Annotated in this window: 14 protein-coding genes; 6 read left to right on the top strand and 8 right to left on the bottom strand. The window is 70.7% G+C overall.

Annotated features, from left to right (window positions below; all coding sequences use genetic code 11):
- Positions 1-70 precede the first annotated feature (70 nt).
- Positions 71-406, top strand: a complete 336-nt coding sequence (locus tag ACTOQ1_RS09300) for an SCO4225 family membrane protein (protein ID WP_440065852.1) — start codon at positions 71-73, stop codon at positions 404-406.
- 93 nt (positions 407-499) lie between these two features.
- Here ACTOQ1_RS09300 and ACTOQ1_RS09295 read toward each other — a convergent pair whose 3' ends face one another.
- Entirely contained in the window at positions 500-2,317 is a 1,818-nt protein-coding gene (locus ACTOQ1_RS09295) for an adenylyl cyclase (RefSeq protein ID WP_440065851.1), read from the bottom strand.
- A 367-nt stretch (positions 2,318-2,684) separates the two neighbouring features.
- Positions 2,685-4,277 carry an MFS transporter gene (locus tag ACTOQ1_RS09290; RefSeq protein ID WP_440065850.1) on the bottom strand — a complete coding sequence of 531 codons (1,593 nt, stop codon included), beginning with the start codon at positions 4,275-4,277 and terminating at the stop codon, positions 2,685-2,687.
- Between the two features lie 333 nt (positions 4,278-4,610).
- Between ACTOQ1_RS09290 and ACTOQ1_RS09285 the strand changes: the two genes are divergently transcribed.
- The 3 genes from ACTOQ1_RS09285 to ACTOQ1_RS09275 all read left to right on the top strand — a co-directional run bounded on the left by ACTOQ1_RS09285 (position 4,611) and on the right by ACTOQ1_RS09275 (position 7,550).
- Positions 4,611-5,204 carry a helix-turn-helix domain-containing protein gene (locus ACTOQ1_RS09285; protein WP_440065849.1) on the top strand — a complete coding sequence of 198 codons (594 nt, stop codon included), beginning with the start codon at positions 4,611-4,613 and terminating at the stop codon, positions 5,202-5,204.
- A gap of 128 nt (positions 5,205-5,332) precedes the next feature.
- Positions 5,333-6,205, top strand: a complete 873-nt coding sequence (locus ACTOQ1_RS09280) for a class I SAM-dependent methyltransferase (protein ID WP_440065848.1) — start codon at positions 5,333-5,335, stop codon at positions 6,203-6,205.
- Between the two features lie 259 nt (positions 6,206-6,464).
- A complete protein-coding gene (locus ACTOQ1_RS09275; RefSeq protein ID WP_440065847.1) occupies positions 6,465-7,550 on the top strand; it encodes a YihY/virulence factor BrkB family protein in 1,086 nt (361 codons plus the stop codon).
- A gap of 122 nt (positions 7,551-7,672) precedes the next feature.
- Here ACTOQ1_RS09275 and ACTOQ1_RS09270 read toward each other — a convergent pair whose 3' ends face one another.
- Positions 7,673-9,913: a family 2 encapsulin nanocompartment cargo protein terpene cyclase gene (locus ACTOQ1_RS09270; protein WP_440065846.1), complete on the bottom strand. Its 2,241-nt coding sequence runs from the start codon at positions 9,911-9,913 to the stop codon at positions 7,673-7,675.
- A 279-nt stretch (positions 9,914-10,192) separates the two neighbouring features.
- Complete coding sequence (locus ACTOQ1_RS09265; protein WP_440065845.1) at positions 10,193-10,435, bottom strand: hypothetical protein; 243 nt, start codon at positions 10,433-10,435, stop codon at positions 10,193-10,195.
- 124 nt (positions 10,436-10,559) lie between these two features.
- On the opposite strand from ACTOQ1_RS09265, the gene ACTOQ1_RS09260 reads away from it, so the two are divergent.
- Together ACTOQ1_RS09260 and ACTOQ1_RS09255 are read left to right on the top strand one after the other, a co-directional pair.
- On the top strand, positions 10,560-11,570 hold the full coding sequence (locus ACTOQ1_RS09260; RefSeq protein ID WP_440065844.1) for a hypothetical protein: 1,011 nt from the start codon (positions 10,560-10,562) through the stop codon (positions 11,568-11,570).
- Positions 11,557-12,741, top strand: a complete 1,185-nt coding sequence (locus ACTOQ1_RS09255; RefSeq protein ID WP_440065843.1) for a helix-turn-helix domain-containing protein — start codon at positions 11,557-11,559, stop codon at positions 12,739-12,741. Before ACTOQ1_RS09260 ends, ACTOQ1_RS09255 begins: the two co-directional genes overlap by 14 nt.
- 130 nt (positions 12,742-12,871) lie before the next feature.
- Here ACTOQ1_RS09255 and ACTOQ1_RS09250 read toward each other — a convergent pair whose 3' ends face one another.
- The 4 genes from ACTOQ1_RS09250 to ACTOQ1_RS09235 all read right to left on the bottom strand — a co-directional run bounded on the left by ACTOQ1_RS09250 (position 12,872) and on the right by ACTOQ1_RS09235 (position 15,509).
- On the bottom strand, positions 12,872-13,096 hold the full coding sequence (locus ACTOQ1_RS09250) for a hypothetical protein (RefSeq protein ID WP_440065842.1): 225 nt from the start codon (positions 13,094-13,096) through the stop codon (positions 12,872-12,874).
- Positions 13,097-13,243: 147 nt separating this feature from the next.
- Positions 13,244-13,831: a TetR/AcrR family transcriptional regulator gene (locus ACTOQ1_RS09245; RefSeq protein WP_440065841.1), complete on the bottom strand. Its 588-nt coding sequence runs from the start codon at positions 13,829-13,831 to the stop codon at positions 13,244-13,246.
- Between the two features lie 165 nt (positions 13,832-13,996).
- Entirely contained in the window at positions 13,997-14,458 is a 462-nt protein-coding gene (locus tag ACTOQ1_RS09240; protein WP_440065840.1) for a hypothetical protein, read from the bottom strand.
- 238 nt (positions 14,459-14,696) lie between these two features.
- Complete coding sequence (locus ACTOQ1_RS09235) at positions 14,697-15,509, bottom strand: SAM-dependent methyltransferase (RefSeq protein ID WP_440065839.1); 813 nt, start codon at positions 15,507-15,509, stop codon at positions 14,697-14,699.
- Positions 15,510-15,612 lie beyond the last annotated feature (103 nt).

Here is a 15,612-nt window from a genome sequence, read left to right as displayed (position 1 = left end):
TATCCGTACCGGGACAGGTCAGTTGTTCGTACCGTGACTCCGGCGGCGGCCCCGGGGCAGAGTCGGAGTCATGAGACCAGTTCGCGGTTTGGCCCGTTTCACTTCCCGGTACAGGCGGGGCACCCTCGCCTTCGTCCTCAGCGGCCTCTACGTCCTGCTCGTCATCGCCGCGCACGTCGTCGCCGAGGTCGGCATGCGCCAGCCGGAGAACCAGGGCCTGTCGGCGGTCATGCTGATCCTGGTGACCCTGCCGCTCTCGTGGCCGGTGATGATGATCCCCGCGGAGACGATTCCCGCCGGCGCGCATCTGCTGCTGCTCACCGCCGCCGGGGTGGTCCAGGCGTCGTTCCTGTGGTGGCTGCTGCGCGGGCCGAAGGTGGCCGTGCCCCCGGCGCGGGAGAGGTGACCGTCCGCCGGCCCGGAAGGATCCGGGTCGGCGCCGGCGGACGGTCGGCACGGGGTCCGCGGACGGGGTCACGCCCGCGGAGAGTGGGTCAGGTCAGGGATAGCTGACGACGTTGCTCGTCCCGTACGAACCGACGACGGGAGTGCCCGCCTCGTTGATCGTGCGCTCGATGCCGCCGCTGCCGTTGAGGAAGACCGTGACCATGTTGTGGAATCTGGCCCCCGGCGTCCTCGGGACCTCGATGCCGCGGTCCGCGCGGATGTCCACCCCCTGGTTGAAGAAGGAGTAGACGCCCATGCCCCACGCCTCGTGGTTCCGCACCCGGTGATCGACCTTGTACGAGGCCCAGCCCTTGCCGGTCGGGCTGTTCCAGGCGGCCTGGCTCGGCGGGTCGTAGGGGATCTCGCTCTGGTAGAAGATCGTCCGGCCTCTCTCGCCGTTCCAGATCGTCTGGTACTTCTGGTAGTGCTCGACGAACAGCCCGTACGCCGTCACGTCGTCGCCGTTGACCACGACGCCCGTGTCGGCCGTGTTCTGCGTCCAGCCGATCCCGTTGCCGTGGTCGCCGCGCCACGCCCAGATGTTGTCGACGATCGTGTCGTCGCTGTTGATCACGAGACTCGTCTTCGCCTTGCCCACCCAGGGTCCGCCGATGCGGAAGAAGACGTCCTGCAGCGAGATCGGGTTCCTGGAGTGGTCCCGGCGGCTGTGACGGTCGCCGACCTCGACGAGCGCCTCGGACTCGCGCCGCCCGGCGTCGACGAGCACGCCCGCGATCCGGACGCCGTCCACGTCCTCGATCCGCAGTGCCGCGTCGCCGGTGTCCGGAGCCAGGCTGGGCATGCCCAGGCCGAGCACGACCGTGTCCTTGTGCTTGACGCGCAGCGCCCGGTCGAGGTGGTAGACGCCCGGGGTGAGCAGGAGGTGCTTGCCGCGCGACAGCTGCTGGTTGATCCTGCTCGCGCTGTCGGTCGGCTTCGCGATGAAGAAGTCGCGGATCGGCAGCGACGATCCCTGCTGCTGCTGACCGTCGGCCCAGGTCGTGCCCGAGGTGTCGCGGCGCAGGGCCGGGACGAAGACCCGGTAGGCGCCCGCGTCGTCGACGTACAGGAAGGGCTTCTCCCGCGTCACGGGACTGGTGGGCAGCGTCGTGTAGGGCGGGTTCGGGAAGCCCTCCGCGGGGGCGCCCACCACGCCGGAGAACACCTGGTTCCAGACGCCGTTGGTCCAGGCGTCGCCGAGCTGGCTGTCGCGCGTCAGCCACTGCTGCTGCGAGCCGTTGATCGTGACCCCGTCGATCTTCGAGTCGGCGATGTACCCGCCGCTGGAGAAGCCGCCGTTCCCCGGCTCCAGCCAGAGAGTGCCGCGGATGTGGACCCGTCGCATCGGGGAGGCCTGCGACACCGCCCACTGGTTCGACCAGTCGGTCGGCGTCACGGACAGGTTCTCCGCGGAGCGCCAGAAGTTGGTGAGCGCGGAGATGCCCGCCTCGGAACTCGGGTCGGGCCGGCCGACGACCCGCACCGCGCCGTTGATGTCGACGTCGTCGGGCGACCGGCCGAGCCCCGCGACGGTGGTGTAGTAGCCGAGCTTGGCGTTGACGTCGTAGCGCCCCGGCTTGAACAGCACCGCGTACCGGTTCGTGCCCATCTCGTTGTTCTCTTGCTGCGCGAAGATCTCGTCGAGCTTGGCCTGGATCTGGGTGGCGGGTGTCGACGGGTCGTACACGAAGACGTTGGGCCCGAAATCCGGTGCCCCGCCAGGATGCGCGGCGGCGGGGCTCGCCACGGACACCAGCCCCGTGGCGGTGAGCGCCGCCACCGAGGTGGCCAGCGCGAGGAGACGGACTGAGGAGATGCCTCTGCGTGCGCGCGACGTCGCGCGCCCATCCTGGTCACGAGCTGTTCTCATCGACCTGCCTATCGAGAACGGGCGGCGTGACGTCACCGGGATGCCGAGAGAGCGCTCTCTCGCCGCCGCCGCGCTTACGTCAAGCCTTAAACGAAGTGGTGTCGTATTTCTATACGGTTAACCGCGTCTCGCGCTACGGCAGAACGACACCTTTGTCGGCTCGTTGTGGATCGGGCCGAAGCCGGGGCCCGTGCCCGGGGGCGACGGCGAGCTGCCGACTGCCACGAGAGTTCGCCGCGGCGCTGACCGTTTTGGCTGCTCGTCGGCCTTCTCCGCGCTCGGGCCGCGGATGCGGGGCGCCATCGGGTCCTGTGTGCCGGCCACGAGGACACGAGAGGTCTTCGCTGTGCGCCCGGTTCCTACGTGGTCATCGGGCGGCGACGGACTCGGGGGCTTCTGTCTTGTCCGTGACCGCGGGAGTCGTGTTCCTGGGGCCGCGGAAGGCGATGTAGACGAACAGGACGCCCATGACGGCGGCTCCTGCCCACATGGCCTGCTGCCAGCCGTCGACGAAGGACTGCTGGGCCGCGTGGAGCAGGTCCTGGGCGCGCGGGCCGGCGTTGCCGGCCGCTTCGACGGCGTTGGCGACGCCTTGGCGCGCGGTGTCCGCGGTTCCCCGGGGGATGCCGTGCAGCCGGTCGTCGATGGCGCCGCGGTAGCCGTCGGCCAGCAGCGCGCCGAGCAGAGCGACGCCGAGTGCGGTGCCGAACTCGCGGGTGACGTCGTTCAGTGCGGAGGCCACCCCCTGCTCGGCGCGCGGCAGGGAGGCGGTGATGGCAGTGGTGGACGGGGTCATCGACAGGCCCATGCCCAGTCCCATGGCGAGCAGTCCGGGCAGGATGGACAGGTAGCCGCCCTCGACGGAGACGAACAGGGCCATGAGCGTGAGACCGAGTCCGGCCAGCGCGATGCCTGCCGCCGTGGTGGAGCGGGAACCGATTCCCGCGGCGAGCTTGGGGGCCAGGCCGGAGGTGGCCATCATCATGACGGCCATGGGCATCATGGCGGCCGTGGACAGCAGCCCGGACCAGCCGAGCACGGCCTGGAAGTACGGGAAGAGGACCACGCCGATGCCCGCCTGGACACCGAAGACCACCAGCAGCGTGATCGAGCCGCTGCTCAGGCCGCGCTCGCGGAACAGCCGCACGTCCAGCAGCGCGCTGTCGCGGCGGCGCAGTTCCCAGGCCACGAAGCCGACGGCGGCGAGGAAGCCGACGGCGAGGCTGATCAGGGTGGCGGGGGCGGTCCAGCCGCGTTCGGGGCCTTCCTGCAGGACGAAGATGAGGCCGGTCACGGCGAGGGTGGAGAGCAGTGCGCCGGCGGTGTCGAAGTGGTGGGCCGAGGTCTCGCGGGAGTTGGGAACCGCCTTCAGGGTCATGGCCAGGGCCACGAGGATCAGGGCCACCGGCAGGGCGAACAGCCAGCGCCAGGTGGCGACGTCGACGAGGAGGGCGGAGAGGAACATGCCCAGGATGCCGCCGCCGCCGGCGACGCCGGTCCACACGCCGATCGCCTTGGCGCGCTGTTCTTCGGGGAAGGTGGAGGTGATGACGGCGAGGGTGACCGGCATGACCATCGCGGCGCCGATACCGCCGGCGACGCGCGCGGCGAGCATCACCTCCGCCGTCGGGGCCAGGGCCGAGACAACGGTGGCGACGCCGAAGACGCCCAGTCCGGCGAGGAGCATGGGCTTGCGGCCCAGGCGGTCTCCGACGGCGCCGAGCGGCAGCAGCAGCGCCGCGAGGGCGAGGGTGTAGATGTTGATGATCCACAGGATCGTGCTCTGCGAGGCGCTGAACTCCACGGCCATGTGGGTCTGCGCGACGTTCAGCCCGGACACCGAGGCGATGACCGACATCAGCGCGAGGGAGACGGCGATCAGGACCGTACGCAGCTGACGCGCGTCCGGCATGTCCTCGCCACTGGCCGGTGCGGCTTGCCGGGGCTGGGGTGTACTCATGATTTCCTCACAAAATGGGCATGCCGAGCCGGTGCCGGGCAGGGCCGGCCGGCGGGCGAAAGGGGTGGGTGCGGCCTGGCGGACGCAGGGCGGGGCGGGCCGGGCGGCCGGGCCCCAAGGGGATGTCAGGGGGCGGGCGTCTCGTCCCGTGCCGCGGCGCTCCCGCCGATCACCACTGCGTCGACGGTCCCATCGGGCAGTGCGTCGCTCGCGTACGGGGAAGTCGTCACAGCCATGTCCTCCTGCTCTTTCGTCGTGCGTGGTCCCAGACGGTGCGGACCCTTCGCACACGACGCTAACCCCGCCTTGCATCCAAGGCATACAATGTTGCCTATGACGCAAGAAAGTGGAGAGCTGGACAGCCTCGTGCGCAAACGCATCCGCGCGCTGCGGGTGGCACAGGGCTGGTCACTGGAGGAACTGGCCACCCGCGCCCACCTCAGTCAGTCCTCACTGAGCCGTATCGAAAACGGCCAGCGCCGCCTCGCCCTGGACCAGCTGGTCACCCTCGCCCGCGCCCTGGACACCACGCTGGATCAGCTCGTGGAGACCGCCACCGACGACGTCATCACCAGCCCGATGATCGACAGCACCCACGGCCGGATGCGCTGGGCGCTGAAGGCCGACCCCGGCATGAGCGTGGTGCGCCAGCGCCTGACCGACCCCCCGCCCGACAACCCGGCCCGCATGCGCGCCCATCCGGGGCGCGAGTGGCTCGTCGTGCTGTCCGGCACCGCGATCCTCCTGCTCGGTCAGCGCCGTTTCCGCGTCGAGACCAACCAGGCCGCCGAGTTCCCCACGATGATGCCGCACGCGATCGGCGCCGAGGGCGGGCCCTGCGAGATCTTGGGCCTCTTCGACCATGACGCCCGCCGCGGCCACCAGCGCGACGACGGCGGCGGCGACGCTCAGGGCTCTCCCGGATGACGGCGCGAGTCGCACGACCGGCTCCGCGTCAGTGACCTCTTGCGCGCCAGGCAGGACCCGCGACCATCCTCTTGCGTGAACAGCAAGATGTCACGCCTCTGGCGCATAGCGCTCCTAATGTGAAGAGCATGAACCGAACGCATACGCATACCCCCCACCACGGTGCTTCGTACGGCCACCACCACGAGCAGGACACCAGCGGCCAGGCGGAGATCCTCGACCTGGACGCCGAGGTCCTCGCCGAGCACACAGCCTCCATCACCGCATGGCTGCCGCTGAAGGCAAGCCCGCGTCAGATCGTGGACCTGGGCTGCGGCACGGGCGCGGGCACCTTCGCCCTTCTCGACCGCTTCCCCGACGCGCATGTCACCGCCGTCGACACGTCCATCGAACACCTTCGGCGCCTGCGCACCAAGGCGTGCGTCCGCGGCGCCGAGAAACGCGTGCGCACCGTGCAGGCCGACCTGGATGAAGCCGCCTGGCCCGACCTCGGCTCACCGGACCTGATCTGGGCATCGGCCTCGATGCACCACATGGCCCACCCTGAGCGCGCACTGCGCACCGTCCACGACACGCTCGCGCCCGGCGGCCTGTTCGCCGTCGTCGAACTGGCCGGCCACCCCCGCTTCCTGCCCGAGGGCGCCCCCAAGGACCGGCCCGGCCTGGAAGAGCGCGTCCATGCCGCAGCCGACCGCCGCCAAGCCGAACACATGCCCCACCGCGGCGCCGACTGGGGCCCGATGCTGACCGCCGCCGGCTTCATCGTCGAAGACGAACGCACCATCGCCGTGAACATCGAGGGCGACCACAGCAAAGCGATCGGCCGCTACGCTCTCGGGGTCCTGCGGCGCATCCACAGCGTCATCGCCGACAGGCTCTCCCCCGAGGACCTCACCGCGCTCGCCCAGCTCCTCGACGTCAGCAGCCCGCACAGCATCCTGCGCCGCGACGACCTGACGGTACGCACCGAACGCACCGTCTGGGCCGCCCGCCGTACCTGACCGCGAGGGTCTGTCAATCAAACGCCTCCGGCACAAATCCGGTAGTGACGGAGGGGCCCGTTACAAGATCACGACAAAGAGAAGCAGCGTCAGGATTCCCTCGCCGAGCTCACCCTGAGTAGCTGATCATCGAAAGTGGGCCAGAACCCGCTCTCTCGTGGCAGTCGGTAGCGACGGCGAGCCGCGTCACTCCGGATGTCACCACGATCGGCCGGTTCACAAGCGGTGAAACACCCGCTTGGGGGTAGAGTGCGCCGTCATGAAGGCCACCCCCGGGGCGAGCCGGTGGACCAGCGGGTTCGTCAGAGCATGGACCGCGATGCGGCACCGGTGCGGCTGGTTCGACCACCTTGTCCGGGCCGCCGTCCACTACGACCGCACCGACGCGGGCCGCCTGTCCGCGGGCATGACCTACTACGCGTTCTACGCCATCTTCGCGCTGGCCCTGCTGGCCTTCGTGATCATGGGTCACGTGCTGGACACGCCCGCCGCGATCGCTCAGGTGGAGGGCTACCTGAGCGACACGTTCCCGCGGCTGGACGTGCAGGCCCTGCGCCACGCGCGGGACACGGCCGGGGTGATCGCCTCATTCGGCCTCCCGCTGACCGGCCTGTTCTGGATCGACTCGATGCGCTCCTCCATGCGGGCGGTCTGGGGCCTGGAGCAGTATCCGGGCGACTTCTTCCTCCGGTGGCTGATCGACCTGGCCGTACTGGTCACGCTCGGCCTGCTGCTGTCGGTCTCGCTGACCCTGTCCTTCGGCGCCCAGACCGCACTGACCTGGCTGGCCGGGCAGACGGTCGGGGTCGAGGCACTGCCGACGCGGTGGGCGCTGTCCGCGGTCGCCTTCGTGCTCGGCATCTGCGTGAACCTCCTGCTGTCGATGGCGCTGCTGACGCTGCCCCCTCGACTGCGCCTGTCGCCACGTCGGGTGATCGGACCGGCCCTGGTCATCACCATCGGGCTGGAACTGCTGAAGACGATCGGACAGGTCTATCTCAACTTCAGCTCCGCGAGCCCGGCGTACCAGGTCGTCGCGGGCGCGGTGGGCATGCTGCTGTTCCTGAAGCTGGTGAACGTGCTCATCCTGTTCGCCGCTTCGCACGCCACGACCAGCGGTCACGGCACGGTCATCGACCTGACCACGCGGCGACCCGTCGGCGAGCCGCGCACGGAGGTCGTCACCGCGCCGGCGATCCCTGAGATCAGGGCGGAGCCGCCGGCGCAGACGGAACCGGAGACGGAGCCAGAGGCGGAACCCGAGGCGGAACCGCGACCGCGGGCGCAGGCACCGCCGCGAGCCAGGCCGCGCAGGTACGACTTCAGAACGCGGCGAGTGCGCTGACCTCGCAGGCGGGCGGCCTCGACCTTCCAGAAGGCCGGCGAGCCGACAGTGCCGCCCTCGCCCACCGGCGGCGCCGGCCCCGCCCGGGAGGCACAGCGGGACGGCCCCGGACTCCCGTACTGTCAGGGAAGCGGAGCCGGCACCACCCGTAGCGGCGATCCGGCGCGCGCGGCCGCGGTGCCGAGACCGGTGGGGGCGCCGACCGGGCGGACCGTCGCGGGCGGGTGGCGCAGCTCGGACTCGTCGTAGCGGCGCGTCTTCATGTGCCACAGCAGCACGCCGGCCATCCAGTCCTGCAGCTCCGCCACGTATCCGTTGAGCGTCTCCCTGGCCTCCCCGTCGAGGTCGAAGTCGTCGCAGAGAGCCGGGAGCTCGGTGGCGACGATGTGCTCGAACTGTCGCATCCGGGACGTCATCAGGTCGTTGACGATGTCGGCGGCCTGCCGCGCGTCGCAGTCGAGGAAGTCCTGGACCACCAGGACGCAGTTGTGCAGCTCGCCCTCGAACTGGATCTCCTTCTGGTACGAGCAGAGGTCGTTGACCAGGCAGGCGTAGTCGGCCGCCGAGTCGTCCAGGCCGCGCATCGTCCGGGTGTCGTAGATCTCGGGCGGCACCGCCTGGCCGTGGGCCAGCCGCGACAGGCTCATCGTGAGGTCGGAGCCGAAGGTCCTGCGGCGCATCTCGATGTAGTCGACCGGGTCGGGGACCCGATTCTGGATGTGGTTGGCCAGCTCCCACAGCCAGCTCTCCGTCATGTCCTCGACGGCCCGGCGGAACCTGGCGCGCGCGGCCTCCGACATGGGTGCCGCCGTACGGAACCACAGGTCGGCCAGGCCCCGCTCGATCGGGTTGACCGGCGGCGGGGTGGCGGAGAGGTCCAGCGGCATGAACGCCGACAGCCGCTCGTTGAACACCTTCGCGCCCGCCATGTCGCGGCGCGGCCCGAACACGACCGGGAAGTAGTCGTCGGCGTAGGTTCCCCAGGTGAGCCAGAACGTCGAGATGTCCAGCTCGGGACCGGGGGCGTCCGGATTGATGGCGCCGGCGCAGATGGCGAAGTCGTAGGTGTCGAGCTTGTGCTCGGTCCAGACGGCCAGGCCGGGGAAACCGGGGAGCTGCTCGAACATCCCCATCTGGCGCGCCCATTCCACGGCGTTGCGGCGGGAGGCGTCGAGGTGGGGATTCATCCGGGCGGTGTACGGCATGTAGATCTCGGGCAGCGGCAGCGGCCCCACCTTCCGGAGGGGGACGTGGGTGTGGCTTCTGAGGCCCCCCGGCCCCGTGATGCCGGGCGCCAGCCTGATGCGCGCCGCCGAGACGCCCAGGCCGGTCGGCCCGCCGAGCAGGGCCGGGGCCACCGGGGCCGCCCGCGAGGCCCCGTTCATGTAGCGGCTGGAGCGCATGTGCCACTCGTGGCCGCCCGACTGCCAGTCCTGGAGCCCCTTGACGTAGGCGAGGACGTCGAGGCGGGACCTCAGGTCCAGGCCGTGCTCCTCGAAGAGCGGGGGCAGCTCGGTGAGAACGGTGTTCTCGAACTGGTGCAGCCGGGAGGTGATCAGGTCGTTGACGGCGTCGGCGGCCCGCTGGGTGTCGTAGCCCAGGAAGCGCTCGAAGACCAGCACGCCGTTGCTGAGCTCACCCTCCTCGCCGACCTCCCGCTCGTAGGAGAAGAGGTCGTTGCGCAGGTGCACCGCGTCGGAGAAGGTGTCTCTCAGCACGCGCATCGGCCTGCTCGCGGCGACGGCGGCCGGCACCTCGGCGCCCGCCGCGTGCTCGACCAGGTTGGCCGACCAGGGGGCACCGCCGACCTTGCGCCGCATCTCGACGTACTCGATCGGGTTGGCGACGCGTCCCTCGTTGATGTTGGCCAGCTCCCACAGGGACTCGTCGAGGAGGTTCTTTGTGCTCTCGACGAACCTGGCCCGCCAGTCGGCGGACATGGCCGGGATCGTGCGGGCCCACAGGTCGGCGAGGCCGCGCTCCACCGGGTTCTCCGGCTCGGGGGGTGGGCCCGTGGGATGCACCGGCATGAAGGCCGCCAGCCTGTCGAGGTATTCCTTGGCCCCGGTCAGGTCGCCGCTGCGCTTGAAGGTCTCCAGGAAGTGGTCGTCGAAGAAGAACACCCACACGTACCAGTCGGTGATGAGGTCGAGCTCGGCGGCGGGGGCGTCGGGGTGGGTGTAGGCGCACAGCAGGCCGTAGTCCATGGCGTCGAGCTTGTGCTCGTCCCAGATGCCGAGCTCGGGGTCGAGGATGCCCATGTCGTACGCCCAGGCCCTGGTGTGCTCGCGCGCGGTCTCCACGTGGGGGTTCAGCCTGGCCGGATACGGCAGGTAGAAGTCAGGGAGCTCGAAGGGTTGCATGTTCTGTCCTTCCATATCTGACTTCGACGCTTTCGGGAACGCCCTGGGCATCGGACGCCGGGACCGCGACGGAGTAGCGGGTGGGCGGATCGGCGAGACGTCCTGCCCTCCGGAAGCCTCGCCAGCCAGAACGTTACGCAATGACCACGGAGAGTGAAAGGGATTGCCACGAATACCCGCCCTCGCCCGTCCGGGACCGGGGACCGGCGAGGACAGGCGAGGGCGGGCGAGAACGAGCGGGGACGGGCGAGCACCCGGCCAGGACCGGGAAGGCCTCGATCAGGACAGCCGATGCGCGCCGGCCGACGTTACGGCCAGGACGGGACGTCGCACGCCGGTCGCGAGGTCACGGAGCATGTCGGCGAACGCGAGCGCCTGCTCCGGTGTCATGCGAGGCTCGGTGCCGACGTAGAAGACCACGATGTCGCCGCTCGGGGACGTCGTGGCGGTGAACGGAAGGGACGGGGAGATGACCATGATGGGAGCAATCATTGCCTGTCCCACCGACAGTTCACAGTTCATTTACCCCCCGGCTCCTCACCCCCTACCCCTAATCCTCGCCCCTGCCGGCCAGGACCGGCCCGCGACACGAGAGGCGCGCAACATCAACTAGAGCTTCGGCGGGAGTATGATGCGCGGAAATGAAGTGCCGGCGACGATCGCCCGGCACGGAACGAAGTCCGAGCGGAGGTCGCCGATGGGCGCGGGGTCGTCGTTGCCGTCCCAGGAGTCGTCCCCGAAGCCGTCCCGGGAGGGGCCGGGCCTGACGAGGCCGAGCCGGGTGCCCGGCCAGGGGGCGGACCGGGTGCCGGGCCGGGTGTCGAGCTGGGCGGGCGAGCGGTTCGGCGACCGCGCCGACGCCGTACGCGGGCGGCTGGCCGCGTCGCTGCTGGAGGCGATGGGCAACGCGCAGGACGCGCAGAGTTCCGGGCACAGCGACAAGCGGTACACCTACGGCTTCACCATGATGGCCAGGCGCTACGAGGCGATCGCCGAGGGGCTGCGCGACGAGCCGGGCTTCCAGCTGGTCAGGCCGCACGGCTCGCCGCACCACCTGGTGGTCCTGGGCGGCAACCTGCTGCTGCCCTTCCGCTACGCCGAGGACGACCGCACGCCGATCTCCGAGGCCCGCGTCAGCGACGGCCGGATCTCCTCGCTGGTGCGCGAGCTGTTCGACCGGTTCGGCCCGGCGACCTCCTACCGCCAGGAGGAGCTGGACCTGGCGCTCGGGGAGGAGTCCGTCCAGCCCGCCCAGGAGGAGCTGGACCTGTCCGCGGGGGCGGACGGGCAGGCCACGGTGCGTCCCGCCCTCACCGGGCTGCCCGGCGACACCCGGCTGGTCCCGGTCGCCTACGCGGGCAACGCGCAGGCCGGCCTGCTGCGGCTCTACTGGGGCGAGGCGGAACTCATCGACGAGTTCGGCAGGATCCGGTGGCTGCACCACGAGCCGATCCCGCTGCCCGCCGCCTCCCCCGGTGCCGTCCGTGGCCTGTGGACGGCCGAGCCCGGTGCCGCGTCACGCTTCGACGACGGCCTCGTACCCGCCCTCGCGTTGAGCACGAGGTCTCCGGCCGAGCGGAAGAGTGGCAAGATCTTCCCCGTAAGCAGCGAGGCACCCGAGGAAACCGTGGTCACCGGCGACAATGAGCAACCGTAACCAGCCCCCTCCGTTCGGCGCTCCCGGCGTCTCCGGGAGCGGCGGGCCGAGCCCGCAGGCCGTGGCGGACGCCTTCGACCAGGGGCGGCTGACCCAGGCGCGACAGCTCGCGGGGATGACCAAGAAGGACCTGGCCGAACGGATCGGCGTCACTCCCGCGGCGGTGGGGCAGTACGAGACGGGCATGACCCGTCCCCGGCCCGACCTCGTTCCCCGCCTGGCCGACGCGCTCGGCGTACCTCCGGCGTTCTTCCTGCTGGGCAGGCCGCACGGCAAGCTGGACGGGTCCATGGCGCATTTCAGGAGCCTGCGCTCCACCCGCGCGCACCAGCGGGCCAAGGCCGCGGCCTTCGTCGAGCAGGTGTGGGAGCTGGCCCACGCCCTGGAGAGGCAGGTCAGGCTGCCGCACGTCGCCCTCCCCGGCTTCTCCGGCGGCGAGGTCCACTCCGGCGTGGAGCTTCCCAGCGACCCCGCCCAGGCCGCCCGCGCCCTGCGGCGGCTCTGGGGGCTGGGCACCGGCCCGCTGTCGCACATCGTCCGGCACATGGAGGCCCACGGGATCGTCGTGGTCCTCCCGCCGCCCGACGAGGACGCCACCACGGTGGACGCCTTCTCCACCTCCCAGCTGCCCCGTCCGATCGTGGTGCTGACCGCCAACCGGTTCGACGACATCCACCGCTACCGCTTCACCGCCGCCCACGAGCTGGGGCACCTGGTGCTGCACGGCGACACCGCGTCAGGAGACACCCAGCAGGAGCGGGAGGCCGACGTCTTCGCCGCCGAGTTCCTGACCCCGCGCGACAGCATCCTGCCGGAGCTGCCCGGCCGCCTCGACCTGCGCAGGCTGGTCGAGCTCAAGCACACCTGGGGCGTGTCGGTCGACTCCCTGCTGTACCGCTGCCGCGAGGTCGGCCTGATCTCCGATTCGGCGGCGAGCCGCGCCTACCAGCGGCTCAAGACGCTGCGCGACCAGCCGGGCTTCGCCGCCGAGCCGATCAGTGGCTATCCCGGCGAGCAGCCCGTGCTGCTGCGCAGGGCCTTCGACCTGGCCGTCTCCGAGACCGGCCTCACCATGGCGCGACTCGCCGCCCAGCTGGCCTGGCCCGTCTCCCGGGTGCGCGAGCTGCTCGACCTGCCCGACCAGCGCCCCGCGCTGCGCCTGGTGCCCTGACTCCCCGTCCCGGCGGGCACCGGCCCTGAATGTCCGTGCCCGCAGGAAGGCGTCCAGGATCCGGCTCCGCCCCGGAGTTCCGCGTGCGGCGCGGCGAGTATCGGGGCCGCGGATCCCCGGCCGGACCGCACTACTCGTCCTCGACCCGCTCCTTGATCCATTCCAGGCCGTCCTGCCAGGAGGCGAAGGCCTGGAGGTAGCGGCCGTCGCGGGCGTGGAAGATGTGATAGCGGAAATCTCCGTTGCTGCCCGTGCGAATCAGGTCGTAGAGATCGCCCTTGGAGCGATACCACACGCACTCGCCGTCAGCGGGACGCGAGGGCGATGCGTAGGCGAACTCACGTGTGATGGACATGGGACGGATGCTACGGACCGGCGAATCAGCAGGCAATGCCGTATCTATTTCATTCAGGGATAAAGTTCGCCCTCCCTGAGGACCCGGGAACCCGGCGGGAAACGCGTGCGCGAGACCACCGGCACCGGGCGAGGGGGAACCGAGGGACTACCGCCGGCCGGCGGACGCGGCGAGCTGGTCGACCAGCATCGCCAGCCGTCGCTCGTGGTGGTCCTCCGGAAGACGGCCGCTGCGGGTGAGGGTGACGAGACCGTGCACGGAACCCCAGGCGACCTCGGCCAGGATGCCGGTGTCGCGGCCGGCGGCGAAGGCGGCGATCGCCTCGCGGAACTCGGTGAAGGCGGCCTGGAGCGGGGCGGGGGTGTGGGGACGGCCGAAGGGCAGGTCGACGGCGAGGGTGAGCATGGCGTCGTACAGCGACGGGTTCAGGCGGGCGAACCCGGCGTAGGCGTGGATCAGGGCGGCGAGCGCCTCGCGCGGGGTACCGGCCGTCGCGCGGGCCTTGCCCAGCTCGGCGGCGAGCTCGGCGAAGCCCTCCAGGGCGACGGCCGCCACGATGGCGTCCTTGCCCGCGAAGTGGCTGTAGAGGACCGGCTGGCTGTATTCGATACGCTCGGCGAGACGGCGCGTCGTGACCGCCTCCCACCCCTCGGCCTCGGCCAGCTCGCGAGCGACCGTCACGATCAGCCGATGGCGTCGCGCCCGCTCGCGCCCGCGGCGCTCCTGTGTGGACATCCCGCAGATGCTAGCACCGCTATCGAGCCGATCCCCGCTAGCAATAATGCCGCTCGCATATCTAGCGCCGCTATGGCAAGCGATGCCCCGGCGGGCGGTGACCGGACGTGCCGCGGCCCCGGCCCGCGCCGGGCGCGTTCGCCCGGCGCGGGCCGGCCGCGCTCGTCACCCGGCGGGCGGCGTGGGGGTCGGGGTCACCCGGTGGTCGGTCAGGTGCAGGTCTCCGCCCAGCGTCACGCGCAACTCGTCCAGGACCTTCCTGGCGCCGAGCACGGTCCACAGCTCCCCGACCAGGTGCGGGTTGTACTCCGGAGCCTGGTCCATCCACTGGTCCTTGCCGGACTGGGTGACGAAGGTGCTGATGAAGAACTGGCCGACGGAGGTCTTGCAGGCTCCCGTCCGGATGTCGACCGCGTCGACCTGGATCCGGGGCTTGCAGTCGACCTTCTTGGCGAGCTGCTCGACGGTTGGAGGCGGGCCCGCGGGGGCCGCGATTCCGGCCGCGGCGGCGGGGGAGCTCACGGGCTGGTCCGCGCTGCAGGCGAGGGAGAAGGACAGGGCGAGAATCACCGTGGCGACCACCCGGGCGTTCCTGGCGACACCGGTCTGGCGCGAATGTGTCAACATCCTTCAGATACGCTCACCGGCTCCGGCGGGTTCACCGTTTCCCTGCCCGGTGTCGGCCGAGGGGAGCCGGAGGGAGCCGGGGCGCCGGCGGGGCCGCGGCCTCGTCCGGTTGCGAGGTCCCGGTGTCTCGGACGGCCGCGCCCGGGGGTCGCCGTCCGTGCGCCCCGGGGATCCTCGTCGGCGCTCCCCGGGAGGAACGCGGACGGGGGGTGGACGTCCTACGGGACGCGCCCGACGGCTACGGGACGCGCCCGACGGCACCCACGGTGACGGCTCCGGCTCCCGGCGGGATGACGACGTCGCCGGAGTCGGGCCGCCAGTCGTAGACGGGCACCAGGCCGGGTTCGAGCATCTCCAGCCCGTCGAACAGACCGCGGATCTGGGCGAGGGTACGGGGGAAGATGCCGCCCGCCGTGGTCGTGCCGTAGACGCCGCGGCCCTGGCGGACCTGCTCCTCGGTGAGGTCCCCCGAGGTGACGTGGGAGATCACCACGTGGCTGCCGGAGACCAGCCGCTTCCCCAAGGAGGCGGCGATGCCGGAGACCTCCTCGTCGTCGGCGACGAAGTGCAGGATGGACACCATGAGGACGGCGACCGGCCGGTCGAAGTCGATGCGCTCGCGGACGTCCGGGTGGTCGAGGATCGCCTCCGGCTCCCGCAGGTCCCCGGGGATCACGATGGTCTGCGCGTTGTCGGCGAGCAGCGCGCGGGCGTGGACGAGCACGATGGGATCGTTGTCCACGTACACGATCCGGGAGTCCGGCGCCTCGCGCAGGACGACCTGGTGCACGTTCTCCTGAGTCGGCAGACCCGTGCCGATGTCGATGAACTGGTGGATCCCCGCGGCGACGAGATGCCGCACGGTGCGCCCGAGGAAGGCGCGGTTGGAGCGCGCCACGTCCTTGACGTTGGGGACGAGCTCAACGATCTTCTCACCGGCGATCCGGTCGGAGGCGAAGTTGTCCTTGCCGCCCAGGTAGTAGTCATACATACGGGCCACACTCGGGACCGCAGGGTCGATTCCCGGCGGAGCCTGCTCGTGCTCAGTCATGTCCTCGCCTTCACCACGTCTTTCCCGCATGGTAGACGAGCGACCGACCCCTTTAGATCATGAACTGATATTTCACCTGATAACTGGACAAGCCAGCTTCCAG

The organism is Streptosporangium sp. OZ121, from assembly GCF_051918885.1.
Taxonomy (GTDB): Bacteria; Actinomycetota; Actinomycetes; order Streptosporangiales; family Streptosporangiaceae; genus Streptosporangium.
The sequence above is the reverse complement of the archived record's forward strand: the minus strand, read 5'-3'. Positions and strand labels throughout refer to the sequence as shown.

Coding starts and splice junctions, on each gene's coding strand:
- ACTOQ1_RS09250 (WP_440065842.1), bottom strand. CDS start 13,096: ATGTCCATCACACGTGAGTTCGCCTACGCATCGCCCTCGCGTCCCGCT.
- ACTOQ1_RS09295 (WP_440065851.1), bottom strand. CDS start 2,317: ATGAGAACAGCTCGTGACCAGGATGGGCGCGCGACGTCGCGCGCACGC.
- ACTOQ1_RS09255 (WP_440065843.1), top strand. CDS start 11,557: ATGAGCAACCGTAACCAGCCCCCTCCGTTCGGCGCTCCCGGCGTCTCC.
- ACTOQ1_RS09285 (WP_440065849.1), top strand. CDS start 4,611: ATGACGCAAGAAAGTGGAGAGCTGGACAGCCTCGTGCGCAAACGCATC.
- ACTOQ1_RS09300 (WP_440065852.1), top strand. CDS start 71: ATGAGACCAGTTCGCGGTTTGGCCCGTTTCACTTCCCGGTACAGGCGG.
- ACTOQ1_RS09270 (WP_440065846.1), bottom strand. CDS start 9,913: ATGCAACCCTTCGAGCTCCCTGACTTCTACCTGCCGTATCCGGCCAGG.
- ACTOQ1_RS09290 (WP_440065850.1), bottom strand. CDS start 4,277: ATGAGTACACCCCAGCCCCGGCAAGCCGCACCGGCCAGTGGCGAGGAC.
- ACTOQ1_RS09245 (WP_440065841.1), bottom strand. CDS start 13,831: ATGTCCACACAGGAGCGCCGCGGGCGCGAGCGGGCGCGACGCCATCGG.
- ACTOQ1_RS09235 (WP_440065839.1), bottom strand. CDS start 15,509: ATGACTGAGCACGAGCAGGCTCCGCCGGGAATCGACCCTGCGGTCCCG.
- ACTOQ1_RS09265 (WP_440065845.1), bottom strand. CDS start 10,435: ATGAACTGTGAACTGTCGGTGGGACAGGCAATGATTGCTCCCATCATG.
- ACTOQ1_RS09275 (WP_440065847.1), top strand. CDS start 6,465: ATGAAGGCCACCCCCGGGGCGAGCCGGTGGACCAGCGGGTTCGTCAGA.
- ACTOQ1_RS09280 (WP_440065848.1), top strand. CDS start 5,333: ATGAACCGAACGCATACGCATACCCCCCACCACGGTGCTTCGTACGGC.
- ACTOQ1_RS09240 (WP_440065840.1), bottom strand. CDS start 14,458: ATGTTGACACATTCGCGCCAGACCGGTGTCGCCAGGAACGCCCGGGTG.